19 protein-coding genes and 1 tRNA gene are annotated in these 22,157 nt (G+C 53.4%); 15 read left to right on the top strand and 5 right to left on the bottom strand.

Going from position 1 to position 22,157, the window contains the following annotated elements; genetic code table 11:
• Window positions 1–112 precede the first annotated feature (112 nt).
• Window positions 113–685, top strand: a complete 573-nt coding sequence (gene yeiP, locus JTI98_RS12225; protein ID WP_012131588.1) for an elongation factor P-like protein YeiP — start codon at window positions 113–115, stop codon at window positions 683–685.
• Window positions 686–744: 59 nt separating this feature from the next.
• On the opposite strand, the gene uxuA is transcribed toward yeiP, so the two are convergent.
• A complete protein-coding gene (gene uxuA / locus JTI98_RS12220) occupies window positions 745–1,935 on the bottom strand; it encodes a mannonate dehydratase (protein WP_216081305.1) in 1,191 nt (396 codons plus the stop codon).
• 205 nt (window positions 1,936–2,140) lie between these two features.
• Here uxuA and JTI98_RS12215 point away from each other — a divergent pair, with 205 nt between their 5' ends.
• The 9 genes from JTI98_RS12215 to yejF all read left to right on the top strand — a co-directional run bounded on the left by JTI98_RS12215 (window position 2,141) and on the right by yejF (window position 13,817).
• Window positions 2,141–3,607, top strand: a complete 1,467-nt coding sequence (locus JTI98_RS12215) for a mannitol dehydrogenase family protein (protein WP_216081304.1) — start codon at window positions 2,141–2,143, stop codon at window positions 3,605–3,607.
• Window positions 3,608–3,723: 116 nt separating this feature from the next.
• A complete protein-coding gene (locus JTI98_RS12210) occupies window positions 3,724–4,710 on the top strand; it encodes a GTP-binding protein (protein ID WP_109740404.1) in 987 nt (328 codons plus the stop codon).
• Between the two features lie 38 nt (window positions 4,711–4,748).
• Window positions 4,749–5,462: a phosphatase PAP2 family protein gene (locus JTI98_RS12205; RefSeq protein WP_216081303.1), complete on the top strand. Its 714-nt coding sequence runs from the start codon at window positions 4,749–4,751 to the stop codon at window positions 5,460–5,462.
• Window positions 5,463–5,876: 414 nt separating this feature from the next.
• Entirely contained in the window at window positions 5,877–6,446 is a 570-nt protein-coding gene (gene mepS, locus JTI98_RS12200) for a bifunctional murein DD-endopeptidase/murein LD-carboxypeptidase (protein WP_043000104.1), read from the top strand.
• Window positions 6,447–6,632: 186 nt separating this feature from the next.
• Window positions 6,633–8,189, top strand: a complete 1,557-nt coding sequence (locus JTI98_RS12195) for a cyclic di-GMP phosphodiesterase (RefSeq protein WP_043000103.1) — start codon at window positions 6,633–6,635, stop codon at window positions 8,187–8,189.
• 102 nt (window positions 8,190–8,291) lie between these two features.
• Window positions 8,292–10,106 (top strand): extracellular solute-binding protein, encoded by a 1,815-nt coding sequence (locus tag JTI98_RS12190; protein ID WP_044268668.1) that lies wholly within the window; start codon window positions 8,292–8,294, stop codon window positions 10,104–10,106.
• A complete protein-coding gene (locus JTI98_RS12185; RefSeq protein WP_044258612.1) occupies window positions 10,107–11,201 on the top strand; it encodes a microcin C ABC transporter permease YejB in 1,095 nt (364 codons plus the stop codon). It begins immediately after the preceding gene.
• A complete protein-coding gene (locus tag JTI98_RS12180; RefSeq protein ID WP_058586837.1) occupies window positions 11,201–12,226 on the top strand; it encodes an ABC transporter permease in 1,026 nt (341 codons plus the stop codon). The genes JTI98_RS12185 and JTI98_RS12180 overlap by 1 nt, the downstream gene beginning before the upstream one ends.
• A gap of 1 nt (window position 12,227) precedes the next feature.
• On the top strand, window positions 12,228–13,817 hold the full coding sequence (gene yejF, locus JTI98_RS12175) for a microcin C ABC transporter ATP-binding protein YejF (RefSeq protein ID WP_216081302.1): 1,590 nt from the start codon (window positions 12,228–12,230) through the stop codon (window positions 13,815–13,817).
• A 3-nt stretch (window positions 13,818–13,820) separates the two neighbouring features.
• Here the strand turns inward: yejF and JTI98_RS12170 are convergent, their stop codons facing one another.
• The 3 genes from JTI98_RS12170 to rsuA form a co-directional block, all read right to left on the bottom strand.
• A complete protein-coding gene (locus tag JTI98_RS12170; RefSeq protein WP_043000099.1) occupies window positions 13,821–14,165 on the bottom strand; it encodes a YejG family protein in 345 nt (114 codons plus the stop codon).
• A gap of 342 nt (window positions 14,166–14,507) precedes the next feature.
• Window positions 14,508–15,698 carry a Bcr/CflA family multidrug efflux MFS transporter gene (locus JTI98_RS12165; protein ID WP_216081301.1) on the bottom strand — a complete coding sequence of 397 codons (1,191 nt, stop codon included), beginning with the start codon at window positions 15,696–15,698 and terminating at the stop codon, window positions 14,508–14,510.
• 15 nt (window positions 15,699–15,713) lie between these two features.
• Window positions 15,714–16,421 (bottom strand): 16S rRNA pseudouridine(516) synthase RsuA, encoded by a 708-nt coding sequence (gene rsuA, locus JTI98_RS12160; RefSeq protein ID WP_090049673.1) that lies wholly within the window; start codon window positions 16,419–16,421, stop codon window positions 15,714–15,716.
• Window positions 16,422–16,572: 151 nt separating this feature from the next.
• On the opposite strand from rsuA, the gene JTI98_RS12155 reads away from it, so the two are divergent.
• Both JTI98_RS12155 and rplY read left to right on the top strand, forming a co-directional pair.
• A complete protein-coding gene (locus JTI98_RS12155) occupies window positions 16,573–18,333 on the top strand; it encodes a DEAD/DEAH box helicase (protein ID WP_216081300.1) in 1,761 nt (586 codons plus the stop codon).
• A 124-nt stretch (window positions 18,334–18,457) separates the two neighbouring features.
• The gene (gene rplY, locus JTI98_RS12150; protein ID WP_043000095.1) at window positions 18,458–18,742 is read left to right on the top strand and encodes a 50S ribosomal protein L25; all 285 of its coding nucleotides are present in this window, start codon (window positions 18,458–18,460) and stop codon (window positions 18,740–18,742) included.
• A gap of 51 nt (window positions 18,743–18,793) precedes the next feature.
• Here the strand turns inward: rplY and yejK are convergent, their stop codons facing one another.
• Window positions 18,794–19,801 (bottom strand): nucleoid-associated protein YejK, encoded by a 1,008-nt coding sequence (gene yejK / locus JTI98_RS12145; protein ID WP_044268661.1) that lies wholly within the window; start codon window positions 19,799–19,801, stop codon window positions 18,794–18,796.
• A 180-nt stretch (window positions 19,802–19,981) separates the two neighbouring features.
• On the opposite strand from yejK, the gene JTI98_RS12140 reads away from it, so the two are divergent.
• The 3 genes from JTI98_RS12140 to JTI98_RS12130 all read left to right on the top strand — a co-directional run bounded on the left by JTI98_RS12140 (window position 19,982) and on the right by JTI98_RS12130 (window position 22,151).
• Window positions 19,982–20,209, top strand: a complete 228-nt coding sequence (locus tag JTI98_RS12140; protein ID WP_042317936.1) for a YejL family protein — start codon at window positions 19,982–19,984, stop codon at window positions 20,207–20,209.
• Window positions 20,210–20,240: 31 nt separating this feature from the next.
• Window positions 20,241–22,001, top strand: coding sequence for an LPS biosynthesis-modulating metalloenzyme YejM (gene yejM / locus JTI98_RS12135; RefSeq protein WP_109740409.1), 1,761 nt, complete (start codon window positions 20,241–20,243; stop codon window positions 21,999–22,001).
• A gap of 73 nt (window positions 22,002–22,074) precedes the next feature.
• Window positions 22,075–22,151 (top strand) — tRNA-Pro (locus tag JTI98_RS12130).
• Window positions 22,152–22,157 lie beyond the last annotated feature (6 nt).

Here is a 22,157-nt window from a genome sequence, read left to right as displayed (position 1 = left end):
CACAGTACCACCTTTTTTGCACCAGCTAAAGGTGAATTCCACTTGCCTGAATGACCCGGCGCGAGTAGTTTGACGCGATAATTTAGCTAATCTCTATAACAGGATCTTTTCGATGCCAAGAGCGAACGAAATCAAAAAAGGTATGGTACTGAATTACAACGGCAAACTGCTGATTGTGAAAGATATCGATATTCAGTCCCCGACAGCCCGTGGCGCGGCAACGCTGTACAAAATGCGGTTCTCCGATGTCCGCACGGGTCTGAAAGTGGAAGAGCGTTTCAAGGGCGATGACATTGTCGATACCGTGACCCTGAGCCGCCGTGGCGTCGACTTCTCCTATATCGATGGCAACGAATACGTGTTCATGGATAAAGAAGACTACACGCCTTATACCTTCACCAAAGATCAGATCGAAGAAGAGCTGCTGTTTATCCCGGAAGGTGGAATGCCGGATATGCAGGTGCTGACCTGGGACGGCCAACTGCTGGCGCTCGAACTGCCGCAGACGGTAGATCTGGAAATCGTGGAAACCGCTCCAGGCATCAAAGGCGCTTCTGCCAGTGCGCGTAACAAACCCGCGACGCTGAGCACCGGTCTGGTTATTCAGGTGCCAGAATACCTGAGCGCCGGTGAGAAAATCCGCATTCATATCGAAGAGCGCCGCTATATGGGCCGTGCGGATTAATTTTTGAATGGATGTAAAAAAGGACAGCCTGAGCTGTCCTTTTTTTGTCATTTGCTGTTTTACAGCAGGTCGCGGAACTGGGTCATTTTCAGCGCCAGTTCTACACCGCGCACTTCCGCCAGCCCTTTCAGACGGCCAATCGCGGAATAACCCGGGTTGGTTTTCTTATGCAGATCGTCCAGCATTTGATGACCGTGATCGGGGCGCATCGGAATGGGACGCAAATCCCCCGCCTTCTTACGGCGCTGCTCTTCGGTCAGAATCGCCGTCACCACCGCGACCATATTCACATCACCCTGCAAATGTGCGCCTTCATGGAAGGTTTTCGGGTTCGCTTCGCGGCACGTCGAGCGCAGATGGGTAAAGTGGATACGATCGCCATAGGTTTCAATCATTTTCACCAGATCGTTATCCGCACGAACGCCGTAAGAGCCTGTGCACATGGTGAAACCGTTGTAGATGCTGTCGACGGTCTCTTTCAGCCACTGCATATCTTCAATGGTGGAGACAATGCGTGGTAACCCGAGAATCGGACGCGGCGGATCGTCAGGATGCACTGCCAGACGCACGCCCACTTCTTCAGCCACCGGGACAATCGCACGCAGGAACACGGCCATATTGTCACGCAGATCGTCTTTGCTGATGCCGTCATACTCGGCCAGACGCGCACGGAACTGATCGAGCGTATAACCCTCTTCCGCACCAGGCAGACCGGCAATGATATTACGGGTCAGTTTTTCGATATCCGCGTCGCTCATGGTATTGAAATAAGCCAACGCCTGACGCTGTTCTTCTTCGCTATAGTCCGCTTCCGCACCCGCACGCTTGAGGATATGCAACTCAAAAGCGGCGAAGGCTATTTGATCGAAACGCAGCGCTTTCGAACCGTCTGGCAATTCGTACTCAAGGTCGGTACGCGTCCAGTCCAGAATCGGCATAAAGTTATAGCAGACGGTGTCGATGCCGCAGGCTGCCAGATTACGGATGCTCTGCTGATAATTTGCGATCCATGTCTGATACTGACCGGAGCGGGTCTTGATCTCTTCATGAACCGGAATACTTTCGACCACCGACCAGGTTAACCCTTTTTCCGCCAGAATCGCCTGACGTTTTTTAATCTCATCGACCGGCCACACTTCGCCGTTCGGAATGTGGTGCAATGCTGTCACAACACCCGTTGCACCAGCCTGACGCACATCATCAAGCGATACCGGATCGTTAGGCCCGTACCAACGCCAGGTTTGTTCCATTGCTTTACCTCACAAAGTTGTTATACCAAATTAGCTTACCTGAATGACGACTACCATACAGGCTTCTGCGAGGTGATCAATAAAAGGGGCGTGATTGATTGATCCAGCTCACATTACCCGGATAAATCAGGCTTACCAATTTAATTTGTTGTCATATAACTTTACACTGGTGTTGTTAATTTATGGTTAATCAGGTGTGTAATAAATGACTACAATTGCCTCAGCAATATTGCCGGATGGCGTACAAACGCCACGCTATGACCGCCAGCAACTGAAAACCCGCATGGTGCATTTCGGTTTTGGTGCCTTTCATCGTGCGCATCAGGCATTACTGACCGAGCGGGTGCTGAACGCCCAGGGCGGAGATTGGGGAATTTGTGAAATCAGCCTGTTCAGCGGCGACACGCTGATGCGTCAACTCCGCGAGCAGGATCATTTATACACCGTGCTGGAAAAAGGCGCAGACGGCAATCAGGCGATTATTGTCGGTGCCGTCAACGAATGCCTGAATGCGAAACTCGATTCGCTCGCCGCTATAATCGAAAAATTCTGCGAACCTCAGGTGGCGATTGTCTCACTGACCATCACCGAAAAAGGGTATTGCATCGATCCGGCTACCGGTGCGCTGGACCTGACAAATCCGCGCATTGTTCACGACCTGCAATCGCCTGATGAACCACATTCAGCACCGGGTATTCTGGTGGAAGCACTGTCACGTCGGCAGGCACGCGGCCTGGCAGCTTTTTCTGTACTCTCCTGCGATAACATTCCTGATAACGGCCACGTCGTGAAGAACGCCGTGCTGGGGATGGCGGAAAAACGATCCCCCGCGCTGGCAGACTGGATCCGCGAGCACGTCAGCTTCCCTGCCACGATGGTTGACCGCATTGTTCCGGCCGCCACAGAAGATTCACTGGCAGAAATCACCCGCGAACTGGGTGTGACCGATCCTTGCGCCATCAGCTGTGAACCGTTCATTCAATGGGTGGTTGAAGACCACTTTGTCGCCGGTCGTCCCGCATGGGAAGCGGCTGGCGTGCAGATGGTCAGCGATGTGCGTCCCTGGGAAGAGATGAAATTACGGATGCTTAATGGCAGCCACTCGTTTCTCGCGTATCTCGGTTATCTTTCCGGATTTCAGCATATTAATGAATGCATGCAGGACATCGCATTCCGCGAAGCCGCGTACCGACTGATGATGGACGAACAGGCGCCGACGCTCACTATTACTGACGTGGATTTGACCTGCTACGCGCAAAGCCTGATTGAACGCTTTGCGAACCCGGCACTGAAGCATAAAACCTGGCAAATCGCGATGGACGGCAGTCAGAAACTGCCTCAGCGAATGCTGGCGGGTATTCGCCTTCATCTGGCGCGCGAAACCGCATGGCCATTACTGGCGCTTGGCGTGGCGGGATGGATGCGCTACGTCAGCGGCGTCGATGATGCCGGTGTGGCCATCGACGTTCGCGACCCGCTGAATGATAAAATCCGCGCTATAGTGACCACTCATCATGAGGATCAGCGCGTGTCGGCACTGCTCTCCTTATCGGAAATTTTCGGCAACGACCTCCCGCACAATCCGGTTTTTGTCCAGGCGATTGAAACGGCCTGGCAGCGTATCGCGCAACACGGTGCACATCAGGCGGTGATTGATACGTTAAAAAATTAACAATTTCTGCCATTAAGGTGAACGAAGGCCGTCTTCGTTCGCCCCGCCCTTCTCTTTTTCACTTTTTTTCGCCAGGATTAATGGAAACCGTTACGGTACATTATTCTGGAGCAGGCGTGACCAAAACTAACCTCATCACCGGTTTCCTCGGCAGCGGAAAAACCACTTCTATCCTCCATCTGTTAGCACACAAAGACCCCGCCGAAAAATGGGCGGTACTGGTCAATGAGTTCGGTGAGGTCGGCATTGACGGCGCTCTGCTTGCTGATAGCGGCGCGTTGCTCAAAGAGATCCCCGGCGGCTGTATGTGCTGCGTGAACGGCCTGCCCATGCAGGTTGGACTGAATACCCTGCTGCGTCAGGGAAAACCAGACCGCCTACTGATCGAACCAACTGGACTGGGGCATCCGAAACAGATCCTCTCCCTCCTCACCGCACCGGTGTATGAACCCTGGATCGACCTGCGCGCCACGTTGTGCATTCTTGATCCTCGCGGATTGCTGGATGAAAAAAGCGTTACCAATGAGAACTTCCGCGATCAGTTAGCGGCGGCAGATATCATCGTGGCGAATAAAACCGATCGTGCGACCGCGGAAAGTGAACGCGCGCTGCAAACCTGGTGGCAACAGTTTGGCGGCAACCGTCAGTTAGTGCAGGCCACGCATGGTCAGATTGACAGACAGTTGCTCGATTTACCGCGTCTGAATCTGGCTGAATTGCCCACCAGCGCCGCGCATTCGCACAGCCATCCAGAACCGCGAGGATTGGCGGCGCTGAGCCTGCCAACTCAACAACGCTGGCGTCGCAGCCTGAACAGCGGTCAGGGGCATCAGGCCTGCGGCTGGATTTTTGATGCCGATACGGTCTTTGACACCATCGGACTGCTGGAATGGGCACGACTGGCGCCGGTTGGCCGGGTGAAGGGAGTCATGCGTATTCCGGAAGGCCTCGTGCGCATTAATCGCCAGGGCGAAGATCTGCACATTGAAACGCAGAACGTCGCGCCGCCGGACAGTCGTATTGAACTGATTTCCAGCACCGAGGCAGACTGGAATACGTTGCAGAGCGCATTGTTGAAGCTTCGTTTAGCTGAACACGCGTAAGGTTGCCTGCGATTTATTGAACAGCGAACACGTTAAATATGAAAATCCGGTTACCACTGATACTTCTGCTGAATGTTGCCGGTCTGGCGTTATTCATGAGCTGGTATATGCCCGTGAATCATGGATTCTGGTTCACGGTTGACGCCGGCATTTTTCACTTCTTTAACCAGAAACTGGTAGAGAGCCAGGCCTTCCTGTGGCTGGTCGCCATCACCAATAATCGGGCGTTTGACGCCTGTTCCCTGCTGGCGATGGGTTGTCTGATGCTGAATTTCTGGCTGAAAGAAACGCCTGCTGGCCGCCGCCGTATTGTCATCATCGGTCTGGTGATGCTGCTTACCGCCGTGGTTCTGAACCAGGCAGGTCAGGCGCTGCTGCCTGTAAAACGCGCCAGTCCTACGCTCAGTTTTGCTAATATTTATCGCGTCAGCGAATTGCTGCATATTTCGACGAAGGATGCCTCCAAAGACAGTTTCCCTGGCGATCACGGGATGATGCTGCTTATTTTCGCCGCATTTATGTTGCGCTATTTCGGAAAAGCCGCAGGATTTATCGGCCTTATTATTGTTGTGGTTTTTGCTTTCCCACGTGTCATGATCGGCGCCCACTGGTTCACCGATATCGCCGTAGGATCATTAACCGTGGTTCTAATTGGCCTGCCCTGGTGTCTCCTGACCCCGTTAAGCGATCGCCTTATCGCGCTTTTCGACAATTATCTTCCCGGCAAAAACACACAAATCTTAAACAAATAACCCACAATTATTAACATTATCAGGGTTTATTCTTACGCCCTGATGATGTGTTAAGATAAATCATTCACCTCATCGTCATTATTTAGTCATAATATTACCTTTGGGAATGAATAAGTTGTCGGATTTTCCGCCATTTTGCGTTTAAATTGACCAATCCCGTTTATTCACTTTCTGTATCACATTTTCTTATTAAAATTCAGATAAAATCACTCGCCAAGCCTGAAACGATCGGGTAACCTCGAACTCGTTTTGCCTCGCTGGGTTATTATTCTCTTCGCGAATAAATTTGTGCGTTCTGCCACAGTTTTGCGCTTAAAGAATTGTCTCATTGTGCGCAGGTAATTAGTCTCGTCACGTTTGGCATTTTTTTATAACGATATTTATCGTTAAGGACTTCAAGGGAAAACAAACAAAATGGTCAAATCTCAACCGATCTTGAGATATATCTTGCGCGGGATCCCCGCGATAGCAGTCGCGGTACTGCTTTCTGCATGTAGCACTACCACAAACACCGCAAAGAACACGCATTCTGAGACGCTTGGTGTGAATCAAGAAGCTTCCTCACTGCAAGCTTCTCAGGATGAATTTGAGAGTATGGTACGTAACCTCGATGTTAAATCGCGGATTATGGATCAGTACGCTGACTGGAAAGGCGTGCGCTATCGTCTCGGCGGCAACTCCAAAAAAGGTATTGATTGTTCCAGCTTTGTACAGCGTACATTCCGTGAACAGTTTGGTTTAGAACTTCCACGCTCCACCTACGAGCAACAGGAAACCGGTAAATCCGTTTCGCGCACTAATCTGCGTACTGGCGATCTGGTTCTGTTCCGCGCAGGTTCGACGGGCCGTCATGTTGGTATTTACATTGGCAACAACCAGTTTGTTCATGCCTCTACCAGCAGCGGTGTCATCATCTCCAGCATGAACGAGCCATACTGGAAGAAGCGCTATAACGAAGCGCGTCGGGTTCTGAGCCGCAGTTAATCGTTTGGTTGCTATCCCTTGGCGACCCTGACGAGACAGACGAAAAGCATCGCTTCGGCGGTGCTTTTTTTTTGATTCCCTTTTTCTCCCTGTGGAAAAGCATGACTCGCCGAAGCAATCCAGGCTATAGTCTTGTTATTCCATCACATTTATCATCATCGCAATCTCAGGATAAAGCCAGGCATCATGTTCACTCACGCCTTAACGACTGGTCGAAAAATCGTGCTTACCTGCCTGATTACCGGGGTTGTCGTTGCTATTGTTATCAGTAGCTTACAATTCGTGATGGCGTGGCATAAGCGGGAAGTTAAATACGACACGCTGGTTTCTGACATTCAGCATTACCTGGTTAGCTATTTTGCCGATCTCAAAAGTACTACCGACATTCTTCAACCGTTGACTTTAAAGACCTGTAAACAAGTCAGCGCAGAACTCACTTCCCGTGCCGCCTTTAGCCTGAACGTTCGTGCCTTTTTGCTGGTCAAGGATAAGAAAGCATTTTGCTCATCGGCAACCGGAGGCATGGATACGCTGCTGACTGAACTGGTCCCCAGCCTCGATATTGGTAAAGATATCGATATGGCGATTATCCCGGGAACGCCGATGATGCCCAATAAACCCGCGATGGTGATTTGGTATCGTAATCCCCTGATGATGAATAGCGGCGTTTTCACCTCCCTGAATATCAACCTTACGCCGTATTTGCTCTATACCGCCCGCCAGGAAGACTTTGACGGGATTGCCATCATCGTCGGCAACACCGTGTTGTCGACCTTTTCAGACCATCTGCTCACCGTTGATGAACTCGACGGTTCACCGGAGCGCGAAGCAAAAATTGCCGGTGTTCCGGTGACGATCAGGCTATACGCAACCAACTGGACCTGGCCCGACTTATGGTATGCCCTGCTTCTCGGCGGGATGGGTGGGATCATTGCGGGTTTACTCTGCTACTACGTCATGAGCATTCGCTTGCGGCCCGGAAAAGAGATCCTCACCGGGATCAAACGCGATCAGTTCTACGTCGTCTATCAGCCTGTCGTGGATACGCAGTCGCTGAAGGTCACCGGGCTGGAAGTGTTGCTGCGCTGGAGACACCCAACGGCAGGAGAAATCCCACCTGATGCGTTTATTCATTACGCTGAGGCCCAGCACATGATTGTGCCGCTGACCCAACATCTGTTTAAGCTGGTGGCGCGGGACGCCCCTACGCTGCAAAAAGTCCTCCCGGTCGGCGCGAAGTACGGTATCAATATTGCGCCTGATCACCTGCACAGCAGCAGTTTTAAAGATGACGTTCGGCAGTTAGTCGCCGCGATGCCGCCCAACCACTTCCAGATCGTGCTGGAAATTACTGAACGCGACATGCTCAAGCAACATGAAGCGTCACAGTTATTTGAGTGGCTGCACGCCGCGGGCTTCGAAATTGCGATAGACGACTTCGGCACCGGCCACAGTGCGCTGATTTATCTGGAACGCTACACCCTGGATTATCTGAAAATCGATCGCGGTTTTATTAACGCCATTGGAACAGAAACCGTCACTTCGCCGGTGCTGGATGCAGTGCTGACGCTCGCTAAACGCCTCGATATGATGACGGTAGCCGAAGGGGTGGAAACGCCTGAGCAGGCAAAATGGCTGCATGAACGCGGGGTTCGCTTCCTGCAGGGCTACTGGATTAGCCGCCCGCTGCCGCTCGACGAATTTGTTGATTGGGTTTCACAGCCACACGCGCTGAAATGGTAAAGTCCCAACGCGTGGATTCACAACAGACGCCACCTGCCCTATTATTCAGGCATCAGAGTGACCTGCGCGGGCAGGTAAGCAAGACAAGGAATCCCTTTGCAGATAATCGTTCGCATATTGCTGCTGTTTGTCATGTTGATAAGCGCGAGTGTCCAGGCGCAGGCGATCAAAGAGAGTTATGCCTTCGCGGTACTGGGAGAGCCTAAATACGCGTTCAACTTTGATCATTTTGATTACGCCAATCCCGCCGCCCCCAAAGGCGGTCAGATTACCCTTTCCGCGCTCGGCACCTTCGACAACTTCAACCGCTACGCCCTGCGAGGTAACCCCGGCGCCCGGACCGAACAGCTTTACGACACCCTGTTTACCACCTCTGATGACGAGCCCGGCAGCTATTATCCGCTGATCGCCGAGAGCGCACGCTATGCAGAGGATTATTCGTGGGTGGAAATCACGATCAATCCCCGCGCTCGTTTTCATGATGGCTCGCCCGTCATGGCCAAAGATGTCGCCTTCACTTTCAACAAATTTATGACTGAAGGCGTGCCACAGTTTCGTCTGGTCTACAAAGGCACAACGGTTAAAGCCATTGCCCCACTCACCGTACGCATGGAGCTCGCGAAGCCGGGTAAAGAGGATATGCTCAGTCTGTTCTCATTACCCGTAATGCCACAAGCGTACTGGAAAGATCATAAGCTCAGCGACCCGTTGTCCAGACCGCCGCTGGGTGGTGGTCCTTATCGCATTAGTCAGTGGAAGATGGGGCAATATATTGTCTATACGCGCGTGAAGGATTACTGGGCGGCCAATCTGCCGGTCAATCGTGGCCGTTGGAACTTCGATGTCATTCGTTATGACTATTATCTCGACGACAACGTAGCCTTTGAGGCCTTTAAGGCCGGCGCGTTTGATTTGCGCCTGGAGAGCGATGCCAAAAACTGGGCGACGCGCTATGTTGGCAAAAACTTTGATAATCAGTACATCATCAAAGATGAGCAGAAAAATGAATCAGCGCAGGATACGCGCTGGCTGGCGTTCAACATTCAGCGCCCCGTTTTCAATGATCGACGCGTCCGTGAAGCCGTTACGCTGGCGTTTGATTTTGAATGGATGAATAAAGCGCTGTTCTACAACGCCTGGAGCCGGGCAAACAGCTATTTCCAGAACACCGAGTATGCGGCCAGAAACTACCCCGATGCGGCTGAACTGGTCCTGCTTGCGCCAATGAAAAAGGATCTGCCGCCGGAAGTCTTCAGCCAGATTTATCAGCCTCCCGTGTCCAAAGGCGACGGTTACGATCGGGAAAACCTGTTAAAAGCGGATAAATTACTGAAAGACGCGGGCTGGGAACTGAAAGGTCAGCAACGGATTAACACGGTCACTGGCAAACCGCTGAATTTTGAACTGCTCATTTCCGCCGCCAGTAACAGCCAGTGGGTCCTGCCCTTCCAGCATAATCTCCAGCGTCTGGGGATTACGATGACTATTCGTCAGGTGGATAACTCACAGCTCACCAATCGCCTGCGCAGCCGGGACTACGACATGATGCCGACCCTGTGGCGGGCGATGCCGTGGCCCAGTTCCGATCTGCAAATCTCATGGGCGTCCGAGTATATCGACTCAAGTTATAATTCTCCTGGTGTGAAAAGTCCGGTGGTCGATAAACTGATCGCTCAAATCATCGCCGCACAGGGTGATAAAAACAAACTGCTGCCGCTTGGACGTGCGCTGGACCGCGTGCTGACCTGGAATTACTACATGTTGCCGATGTGGTACATGGCGGAAGATCGACTGGCCTGGTGGGATAAATTTTCCCGTCCAGGCATTCGTCCAATGTATACCATTGGCCTGGATAACTGGTGGTATGACGTAAACCGGGCAGCGAAGTTACCTGCCGCCAGACGGCAGGGTGAATAAATGGGCGCGTACCTGATTCGTCGTTTGTTGCTGGTTATCCCGACGCTCTGGGCAATCATCACCATCAACTTTTTTATCGTGCAAATTGCCCCCGGCGGCCCGGTCGATCAGGCGATTGCCGCCATCGAATTTGGTCAAACGAGCGCGCTGCCCGGTGCCGGGAGCGAAGGTGTTCGCGCCAGCCATGCCCGAACCGGGGTGGGAAATATCAGCGACAGCAACTATCGCGGGGGACGCGGCCTTGATCCGGAAGTGATTGCCGAAATCACCCAACGCTACGGTTTCGATAAGCCACTGCACGAGCGCTATTTCACCATGCTGTGGAACTATATCCGCTTCGATTTCGGCGACAGCCTGTTTCGTAGCGCCTCGGTACTGACGCTCATCAAAGAGAGTCTGCCGGTGTCGATCACCCTGGGGTTGTGGAGTACGCTCATCATCTATCTGGTGTCGATTCCGTTGGGGATCCGCAAGGCCGTGCATAACGGCAGCCGGTTTGACGTCTGGAGCAGCGCGTTTATTATCATCGGCTACGCTATCCCGGCGTTTCTGTTCGCAATACTGTTGATTGTCTTCTTTGCCGGCGGCAGCTATTACGACCTCTTCCCGCTGCGTGGTCTGGTCTCGGCGAATTTTGACACGCTGCCGTGGTATCAAAAGGTAACCGACTATCTGTGGCACATCACCTTACCCGTCCTGGCGACAGTCATTGGCGGGTTTGCTGCATTAACGATGCTGACCAAAAATTCCTTTCTTGATGAAGTGCGCAAGCAGTATGTCGTCACTGCCCGCGCCAAAGGGGTCAGTGAAGGGAATATCCTGCGGAAGCACGTTTTTCGTAACGCCATGCTGCTGGTGATCGCCGGTTTTCCGGCCACCTTCATCAGCATGTTTTTTACCGGTTCGCTGCTGATCGAAGTGATGTTTTCCCTCAACGGTCTGGGCCTGTTGGGTTATGAGGCAACGGTGTCACGCGACTACCCGGTGATGTTTGGCACGCTGTACATCTTCACCTTGATCGGCCTGCTGCTGAATATTCTCAGTGATATCAGCTATACGCTGGTCGATCCGCGCATTGATTTTGAGGGACGTTAATGGCCCATTTAAGCCCCGTCAATCAGGCCCGCTGGGCGCGTTTTCGCCATCATCGTCGTGGCTTCTGGTCGCTGTGGATTTTTCTCGTCCTGTTTGGTCTGAGTCTGTGTTCTGAATTGATTGCTAACGATAAACCGCTGTTAGTGCGCTACGACGGAAGCTGGTATTTCCCGCTGGTCAAGAACTACAGTGAGAGCGATTTTGGCGGGCCGCTGGCAACAAGGGCGGATTACCAGGACCCGTGGCTGAAGCAACAACTGGAAAGCCGCGGGTGGGTCCTCTGGGCTCCGGTGCGCTTTGGGGCGAACAGCATCAACTTTGCGACTGACAAACCCTTCCCCTCGCCCCCTTCGGCGCAGAACTGGCTGGGTACCGATGCCAACGGCGGCGACGTACTGGCGCGAGTGCTTTACGGCACGCGGATCTCCATTCTTTTCGGCCTGATGCTGACCTTGTGTTCAAGCGTCATGGGTGTACTGGCCGGGGCGCTACAGGGCTATTACGGTGGTAAAGTGGATTTATGGGGCCAACGATTTATCGAGGTCTGGTCGGGTATGCCGACGCTGTTCCTGATTATTTTGCTCTCCAGCGTCGTGCAACCCAACTTCTGGTGGCTGCTGGCGATTACCGTGCTGTTTGGCTGGATGAGTCTGGTCGGCGTGGTGCGTGCGGAGTTCTTACGCACGCGAAACTTCGACTATATCCGGGCCGCCCAGGCGCTCGGCGTCAACGACCGCAGTATTATCTTTCGCCATATGCTGCCCAACGCGATGGTTGCCACCCTGACCTTCTTACCGTTCATTTTATGCAGTTCCATCACCACTCTGACGTCGCTCGATTTTCTTGGCTTTGGTTTACCGTTAGGTTCTCCTTCGCTCGGTGAGTTACTCCTGCAAGGCAAAAACAACCTGCAGGCGCCGTGGCTGGGTATTACTGCGTTTTTGTCGGTCGCCATTCTCCTCTCGCTTCTGATCTTTATTGGCGAGGCCGTCCGTGACGCATTCGATCCCAACAAGGCGGTGTAACATGACGCAACCTTTGCTCGATATAGACAATCTGACGCTGGGATTTCGTAAGCAGGAAACGTTTCGTACGGTAGTTAACGCGGTGTCGTTGCGCGTGGAGGCCGGCGAAACGCTGGCGCTGGTCGGTGAATCCGGTTCCGGCAAGAGTGTTACCGCACTGTCGATTCTGCGCCTGTTGCCCACGCCGCCCGCCGTATATCTTAGCGGCGATATCCGTTTTCACGGCGAGTCATTACTCCACGCCAGCGAGCAGACGCTACGCGGCGTGCGCGGCAACAAGATCGCCATGATTTTTCAGGAGCCGATGGTGTCGCTGAACCCGCTCCATAACCTCGAAAAACAGCTCTATGAAGTCCTTTCCCTGCACCGCGGTATGCGCCGGGAGGCGGCACGCGCAGAGATAATAAGCTGCCTCGATCGGGTCGGTATTCGGCAGGCTGCAACCCGGCTGGGCGATTATCCGCACCAGCTTTCCGGCGGCGAGCGTCAGCGGGTGATGATTGCGATGGCGCTGTTAACGCGCCCCGAATTGCTCATCGCCGATGAGCCGACTACCGCGCTGGATGTCTCGGTACAGGCGCAGATCCTGCAACTGCTGCGCGAACTCCAGCGCGAGCTGAATATGGGAATGCTGTTTATCACCCATAATCTCAGTATTGTCAGGAAGCTCGCCGACAGCATAGCGGTGATGCAAAACGGGCAATGCGTTGAGCAAAACCGGGCCGCTCCCCTTCTCCACGCGCCCACGCATCCCTATACGCAGAAATTGCTCAACAGCGAGCCGACAGGCGACCCCGTACCGCTACCAGCCGGACATTCACCTCTGCTAAAGGTCGAGGATTTGCGCGTCGCCTTCCCCATTCGCAAAGGGATTCTCAAGCGCGTGGTGGCAAACAATGAGGTGGTGAAAGGCATCAGTTTCAGTCTGCAACCGGGTGAAACGCTGGGGCTGGTTGGTGAGTCAGGGTCAGGGAAAAGTACCACCGGGCTGGCGCTCCTGCGGCTTATCACCTCTCAGGGCAGCATAGAATTTGACGGCCAACAGTTACAACATCTTAACCGCCGACAGTTGTTGCCCGTACGTCATCGTATTCAGGTGGTCTTCCAGGATCCCAACTCCTCGCTGAATCCGCGTCTGAGCGTGTTACAAATCATTGAAGAGGGACTGCGCGTTCATCAACCATCGCTCTCAGCCGAACAGCGCGAGCAGCAGGTCATGGCGGTGATGGCGGAAGTGGGACTGGATGCCGACACGCGTCACCGCTATCCCGCGGAGTTTTCCGGCGGTCAGCGCCAGCGGATTGCGATAGCCAGAGCGCTGATCCTGAAGCCGTCATTGATTGTTCTTGATGAACCGACATCATCTCTCGACCGGACCGTGCAGGCGCAAATTCTCGCGCTGTTGAAATCGCTACAGCAAAAGCATCGCCTGGCCTATATCTTCATAAGTCACGATCTGCACGTGGTACGTGCGCTATGCCATCAGGTGATTGTGCTGAGACAGGGAGAGGTTATTGAGCAGGGGCAATGCGAGCGCGTCTTTAGCGCACCGCAACAGGCGTATACGCGTCAACTTCTCACGCTAAGCTGACGCTCAAAATGGATTGTTGTTAGAAAACGGTTCGGCAATGGCCACGCCAAAGTTTTTCAGACGACAGGTCGCGGCAAATTCGTCCTGGCGATTCACAAACAGACACGGTTCGCCTTCACATTCCAGTACGGAACATGGCACTTCGATATCGCTGAGCGCCTGACTGAGTTTATGCATCACCGGCCAGGCGCTATCGCCATCCGGACTCAGCAGTTTAAGCGCCACCAGACTGTTTTCGACGCTTTGGCCATTTTGCGGAATCGGTTCAACTTTCGAACCTGCGAAACCCGCTGACCAACGATAGTTCTGTGGTAAGCGATGAACGATTGAGAGCTGTAATGTTGTCACTTTCTTTCCCCGGAAGCACAATCACTTCACAATTTATTTACATCTATATTAACACATCATTGACAATCCGTCCTTAAACGGATGCATAACGTGGCAATCCTTCTCCCGCGTGGCCAGTATGTTGGGTATGGCCTTTATTAAAATAGAGATTTCCAGTCGGGACAGGAGCGCGGGCTATATGTACCCGTTTCTGCGATCTAACTCAACCTTTTTAACTACAATGATGTGACTTTTTACATAAATTGATTTTACATAAAATAAACATATATCGGGGGAATGATAGGATTGTCGTTGACATACATCAACAAAGGAAGCCGAACGGCTTCCATATTGTGTATTTGATCACCGTTTTTTCGGGCGGCTCGCATAGAGATAGAACAAAATTGAACAGCTTGCACAGAAAGCAATAGACCAAATCATCGGCCAGGCTGAGTTAAACGTTGCCAGAGAAAGTAATGCGCCAACAAGCGCGCCAATGCCAAAGCGGAAAGTGCCCGCCAGCGATGAGGCCGTTCCCGCCATGTGTGGGAACTCATCGAGGATCACCGCCATCGCATTGGAAGAAATCATCGACACGCAACCGACAAAGACTGCCACCCCCAGCACCAGCGCCCAGAAACCGATGCCAAACAGCGCACTCAGCACCATCCACACCGCCATCGCCAGTTGGATCCACAATCCGGTACGGAACATGTTCAGCGCACCGATCCGGCGTACAAAGCGACTGTTAAAAATCGTCATAATGAATAAAAAGACGATGTTTAGCGCGAAGTAGTAGCCAAAATCCTGCGGCGATACGTGGTTGATTTCGATATACACGAACGGCCCGGCGCTGAGAAAAGAGAACATCCCGGCAAAGCTAAAGCCGCTTGCCAGCATATAGCTCAGCACCCGCTTATGGCGAAACAGCGAGGCAAAGTTACCTATTGTCGTGCGGATATGGAACGGCTGGCGCTTTTCAACCGGTAACGTCTCTTTAATGAGCGTTGCGATCATGACAGAGGCCAGAACCGCGGCGATCGCCAGGATCCAGAAGATAGAGTGCCAGCTCAACCACACCAGCACCCAGCCGCCGATGATTGGTGCCATCAGCGGTGCAATCGTGGTCACCAGCATGACGAACGACATCATGCGGGAGAACTCTTCTTTAGGATACATATCGCGCATCAGCGCATTGATCACCACGCTGGCAGCGGCTGCCGCCAGACCGTGAAAGAATCGCATCACAATCAGCTGATCGATGGTCTGCGCCAGCGCACAGGCCACAGCCGCAGCGGCGAACATCAACGTGCCGCCGAGGATCACCGGTTTTCGCCCGAGGCTGTCCGCCATCGGTCCATACAACAACTGCCCAACGGCGAAGCCCAGAATATAGGTACTGAGCGTCATCTGCGCGTTGCCTGCCGGCACGCCAAACTGATCGGCGATCACCGGCAGCGCCGGAAGATACATATCGATCGACAATGGCATTAGCATCGCCAGCAGACCGAGAATAAAAACAATGGCAAAAGACGAGTGCTGCCGGGTGGTCACAAAAAACTCCTGAATTTAGCTGGACGTCATGCCAACGCTGGCAATTTCTGCTTCGGTCAGAGGACGATACTCACCGGGTTCAAGGTCAGCATCGAGAGTTATCGCGCCGATCCGCTCGCGGTGCAGTTCGACCACGTGGTTGCCCACAGCGGCAAACATCCGTTTCACCTGATGATAGCGCCCTTCGCTGATGGTCAGTCGCACCTGCGTCGGGGTGATGACCTCAAGCACAGCGGGCTTCGTGAGATCTTTCTCATTATGTAACTGCACGCCTTTCGCAAACTGTGCGGCGGTATCTTCGGCGACGGGCGACTCCAGCGTGACCAGATAGGTTTTCTCGCAGTGGTGACGCGGAGAGGTGATGCGGTGCGACCACTGCCCGTCGTCGGTCATCAGCACCAGACCGGTGGTGTCGATATCCAGGCGACCCGCAGCGTGTAATTTATGCGCGACCGGCTCATCCAGGAAATACAGGATTGTCGGGTGATCCGGGTCATCCGTCGAACACACATAGCCCTGGGGTTTATTAAGCATAAAGTAACGTGGGCCGTTTTGCTGAACCAGCGTGTTGCCGTCATATGCTACGTCGTGTTCTGGCAGCAGTTTGAACGCAGTATTCCGGATGATTTCACCATCCACGGTAACACGGCTACCGCGGATTTCACGCCCGGCAATAGCACGGCTGACGCCGAGTTGCTGAGCGATAAATTTATCAAGTCGCATGAGTGTGATTTTGCCTGTAAAAATACGGGAGTCGGGCGCGTCGCCCGAAAAGGGGAGCCGTTATCTGCCCAGTATAGCGGGCTAACAACATCCCTCAAGGGAAAACGATTCGTGGCATACTATACCCGAGTTCGTTACGTATTGTGAGACCATGATTTTTACACTTCGCCCCTACCAGCAAGAAGCCGTGGATGCCACGCTCAACCATTTCCGTCGCCATCGCACGCCTGCGGTGATTGTTCTGCCCACTGGCGCCGGTAAAAGCCTGGTGATTGCTGAACTGGCGCGCGTCGCCAGAGGGCGAGTGCTGGTGCTGGCGCACGTGAAAGAACTAGTTGCGCAAAACCATGCCAAATACTGCGCGCTGGGGCTGGAGGCGGATATTTTTGCCGCCGGACTTAAACGTAAAGAGAGCCACGGCAAAGTGGTGTTCGGCAGCGTTCAGTCCGTGGCTCGCAATCTGGACGCCTTCCAGAGCGAGTTTTCGCTGCTGATTGTCGATGAATGCCATCGTATCGGCGATGACGAAGAGAGCCAGTATCAGCAGATACTCACCCATCTGAGCAACGCCAATCCTCATATTCGTCTGTTAGGGCTAACCGCTACCCCGTTTCGCCTGGGCAAAGGCTGGATCTATCATTTCCACTACCACGGTATGGTTCGCGGTGATGACAAGGCGCTGTTTCGCGACTGCATTTACGAACTGCCGCTGCGCTATATGATTAAGCACGGCTATCTTACGCCGCCGGAACGCCTCGACATGCCGGTGGTGCAGTACGATTTCAGCCGCCTGCAGGCGCAAAGCAACGGTCTGTTTAGCGAAGCCGACCTGAACCGTGAGCTGAAAAAGCAGCAGCGTATCACACCGCATATCATCAGCCAGATTATTGAATTCGCCCAGACCCGCAAAGGGGTGATGATTTTTGCCGCCACCGTCGAGCATGCCAAAGAGATTGCCGGACTGCTGCCGAAAGCGGATTCCGCGCTGATTACCGGCGACACGCCGGGTCCTGAACGTGATGAGCTGATAGACGCGTTTAAGGCTCAGCGTTTTCGTTATCTGGTCAACGTCTCCGTCTTAACCACGGGCTTCGATGCCCCGCACGTCGATCTCATTGCCATTCTGCGCCCCACCGAGTCAGTCAGTCTGTACCAACAAATTGTGGGTCGCGGCCTGCGTCTCGCACCGGGAAAAACGGACTGTTTGATTCTGGATTACGCCGGTAATCCGCACGATCTCTATTCTCCGGAGGTGGGGAGTCCGAAAGGCAAAAGTGATAACGTGCCGGTCCAGGTCTTCTGCCCGGCCTGCGGTTTTGCAAATACCTTCTGGGGCAAAACCACTGCTGACGGTACGCTGATCGAACATTTTGGCCGCCGCTGTCAGGGTTGGTTTGAAGATAATGAAGGGCATCGCGAGCAGTGCGATTTTCGCTTCCGCTTTAAAAATTGCCCGCAGTGCAACGCCGAAAACGACATTGCCGCTCGCCGCTGTCGGGAATGCGATACGATCCTTGTCGATCCCGACGACATGCTGAAAGCAGCGCTGAAACTGAAAGACGCGCTGGTGCTCCGCTGTAGCGGCATGACGTTGCAACACGGCCATGACGAGAAAGGCGAATGGCTGAAAATCACCTACTATGACGAAGATGGCGCGGACGTTAGCGAGCGCTTTCGCCTGCAAACCCCGGCCCAACGTACGGCATTTGAACAACTGTTTATCCGCCCGCATACCCGCACGCCAGGTGTGCCGCTACGCTGGATCACCGCGGCGGATATCCTCGCGCAACAACCCTTGTTACGCCATCCCGACTTTGTGGTGGCGCGGATGAAAGGCCAGTACTGGCAGGTACGGGAAAAGGTGTTCGATTACGAGGGGCGTTTCCGTCGGGCACATGAATTACGCGGTTAATCGTACTTTTGATTGATGTAACGGGCGTTTGAGGATAGAATCTCGCCCGCTTTTGCATACGCAAAGCAGATCACTTACCTGTTGCTGGGTCGCCTGTAGCAGGAATTATTAAAGAGAGATTTAAATGTTTACTATCAACGCTGAAGTACGTAAAGAGCAGGGTAAGGGTGCGAGCCGCCGCCTGCGTGCCGCTAACAAGTTCCCGGCAATCATCTACGGTGGCAAAGAAGCCCCGATTGCTATCGAACTGGACCACGATTCCATCATGAACATGCAAGCTAAAGAAGGTTTCTATAGCGACGTTCTGACCATCGTTGTTGACGGTAAAGAAGTAAAAGTTAAAGCTCAGGCTGTACAGCGTCACGCGTTCAAGCCGAAGCTGACTCACATCGACTTCGTTCGCGCGTAATCGCCAACAAGTTGAAGAAAACCCCGCTCCGGCGGGGTTTTTTTATGGCTTTTAATTACCGCCAGACGTACGGCGCTGAAGCTGATCGCGCAGGTTCGGCGGCGTGCCTTTAATGGTCAACGTATCCGTTGCCGGATCCCAGAAAATACGCTCGCCCAGCAGCATCGCGTCAAAGTTAATGGTTAACCCACCGCCGCTGCCGGCATATTTGGTCAGTTGGCGCAGCGTGCTGCGATCGGCCGGGAAGCTCTCTTCCAGCTCATAGCCCTTCTCTGCCGTAAACTCGCTAAAACTCACTTCACTGACGCCAGAAAGTTCTTTTGACAGCGACTCCAGCTCAATTTCTTCACCGGCCTGAAGCTGCTCGTTGCAGTAGCTGTACACCTGCTGGCGCACGTTCTGGCGCTCAGCTTTATCCAGTTGCGCTTCAGCGGTGAAGTCATCGACCGCCTGCAGCAGTCCACGGTTTTGCGCCTTGGCGTTGAGACCTTCGCTGGCTCCGAGGAAATCCATAAAGAAGTCAGCCACTTTTCGCCCTACCCGCCCCTTCAGGAAGGTCAGATAGCGGGTGGATTCCGGATTGGTTTCCCACTCGGTCAGATCGATACGCGCGACGATATCCGCATGGTTGATATCCAGATAGTGCGTCGGGTTGATATCCAGATTCTCATTGACGCGCATGCTGCTTAAGTTGTTCAGCACCGCCACCAGTAAATACTCTACCGCCAGATAGCGATAATGACAGAACAGCACAATGCCGCCGTCAGCAAACGGGTATTTGGCGAGCTCGTCACGTAAACGTCCGGTCGCCGCACGGCTAAAGGCGAGAAAATCTTCCTCACCCTGGCGCTGTAAGCGCAGCGCTTGCGCCAGTTCGCTCTCTTCGCTGAACAGACCATACGCTTTGTTTTTCGCGCTATAGACCCGATGCAGTTCAGCCATCATATCGACAACGGTGTTTGTCGGTTCCAGTAATGAATCGCGCAGGACCAGCTCAAGGTTTTGCTCATCACGCTTGATAAGCTGGTGCAGGGCAATCTGGTTGATATCCAGACTCATGATAAACTCTCCTTAAAGACCGGGCGGTATTCAACCACCACCGGCGAGGCGACGCAACAGAAGATGCAGCGCCGTTTTGCCTGTCGCACGGTAACGCGAATTATTGAGGATAAAAAAGCGGAAAAAAAACTGTTGCTACGGTAATATGTTGCCCTTTCATGAATAAACTGATGTCGATTTATGCCACAAATCTCCCGCTATAGTGACGAACACGTTGAACAACTGCTCACCGAGATGCTCAACGTACTGGAAAAACATAAGGCACCGACTGATCTTTCCCTGATGGTGCTGGGAAACATGGTCACCAACCTTATTAATACCAGCATTGCCCCGGCTCAGCGCCAGGCGATTGCGAACTCTTTTGCCCGCGCATTGCAGTCCTCGGTTAACGACGACAAAGCGCACTAAAAGCCGATTTCGGGGAAACGAACGACACGTTATGGTAACTCATCGTCAGCGCTACCGTGAAAAAGTCTCCCAGATGGTTAGTTGGGGGCACTGGTTTGCACTGTTCAACATTCTGCTGGCTATCGTGCTCGGCAGCCGTTACCTGTTTGTCGCCGACTGGCCGACAACGCTGGCCGGTCGCGTTTACTCTTATCTGAGTATCGTCGGCCATTTCAGCTTTTTGGTATTTGCCACCTATCTGCTGATTCTGTTCCCGCTGACGTTCATTGTGATGTCCCAGAGGCTGATGCGTTTCCTGTCAGCCATTCTGGCGACGGCCGGAATGACGCTTCTGCTGATCGACAGCGAAGTGTTTACCCGTTTCCACCTGCATCTTAATCCCATCGTCTGGGAACTGGTGATTAACCCCGACCAAAATGAAATGGCGCGCGACTGGCAGCTGATGTTTATCAGTGTGCCGGTTATCTTATTGATTGAAATGCTGTTTGCGACCTGGAGCTGGCAAAAACTGCGCAGCCTGACGCGTCGTCGTCACTTCGCCAAGCCGCTGGCCGCCTTCTTCTTTGTGTCATTTATTGCTTCACATGTGGTCTATATCTGGGCGGATGCCAATTTCTATCGTCCGATCACCATGCAGCGCGCCAATCTGCCGCTCTCCTATCCGATGACCGCGCGCCGGTTTCTGGAAAAACATGGCCTGCTGGATGCGCAGGAGTATCAGCGCCGTCTGGTCGAACAGGGGAATCCGGAAGCGGTGTCCGTGCAGTATCCACTGAGCGAATTACGCTATCGCGATATGGGAACCGGGCAAAACGTCCTGCTGATCACGGTCGATGGCCTGAACTATTCGCGCTATGAAAAGCAGATGCCTGCCCTTGCCGAATTTGCCGGGCAAAACATTGCCTTCACGCGCCACATGAGTTCCGGCAACACCACCGATAATGGTATTTTTGGCCTGTTTTACGGCGTGTCGCCGAGCTATATGGACGGTATTCTGTCCACCCGAACGCCGGCTGCGCTGATTTCGGCTCTGAATCAGCAAGGCTATCAGTTGGGACTGTTCTCTTCCGACGGCTTTACCAGCCCGCTCTACCGCCAGGCGTTACTGTCTGATTTCTCAATGCCAAGCGTACAGACGCAGTCTGACGAACAGACCGCCAGCCAGTGGATCAACTGGCTGGGGCGTTACGCGCAGGAAGACAACCGCTGGTTCTCGTGGGTTTCGTTTAACGGCACCAACATTGACGACAGCAACCAGTCTAACTTCGTTCGCCGCTACGCTCGCGCGGCGGGAGATGTTGATAAGCAGATCAACCGTGTGCTCGGCGCGCTGCGTGAGTCCGGTAAACTGGATAACACGGTGGTGATAATCACCGCCGGGCGCGGCGTCGCGTTGAGCGATGAAGAGAAAAACTTCGCCTGGTCGCGCGGTCACCTGCAGGTTCCGCTCATTATTCATTGGCCGGGAACTCCCGCGCAGCGGATCAACAGCCTGACCGATCACACAGACGTCATGACCACGTTGATGCAGCGTCTGCTTCACGTCAGCACGCCGGCTAATGAATATTCGCAGGGGCAGGATCTGTTCAATGCCAATCGTCGTCACTACTGGGTAACGGCGGCCGATCTCAGTACGCTGGCAATCACCACGCCGGAAATGACGCTGGTGCTGAACAACAACGGCAAGTACCAGACATACGATTTACGCGGCGAGAAGATTAAAGATCAGAAGCCACAGTTGAGTCTGTTATTACAGGTGCTGACAGACGAGAAGCGTTTTATCGCTAACTGATTTATTATTAATCAGTTAGCTGGATGTCCCCTTGCATTCGGTACGGAAAGCGGTAGTATTAGCTCCCACGAGTCGGCACGTAGCGCAGCCTGGTAGCGCACCGTCATGGGGTGTCGGGGGTCGGAGGTTCAAATCCTCTCGTGCCGACCAAAATAC

Source organism: Citrobacter sp. MGH 55 (assembly GCF_016906145.1).
Taxonomy (GTDB): domain Bacteria; phylum Pseudomonadota; class Gammaproteobacteria; order Enterobacterales; family Enterobacteriaceae; genus Citrobacter_A; species Citrobacter_A amalonaticus.
This window is presented reverse-complemented; position numbering and strand designations above follow the sequence as displayed.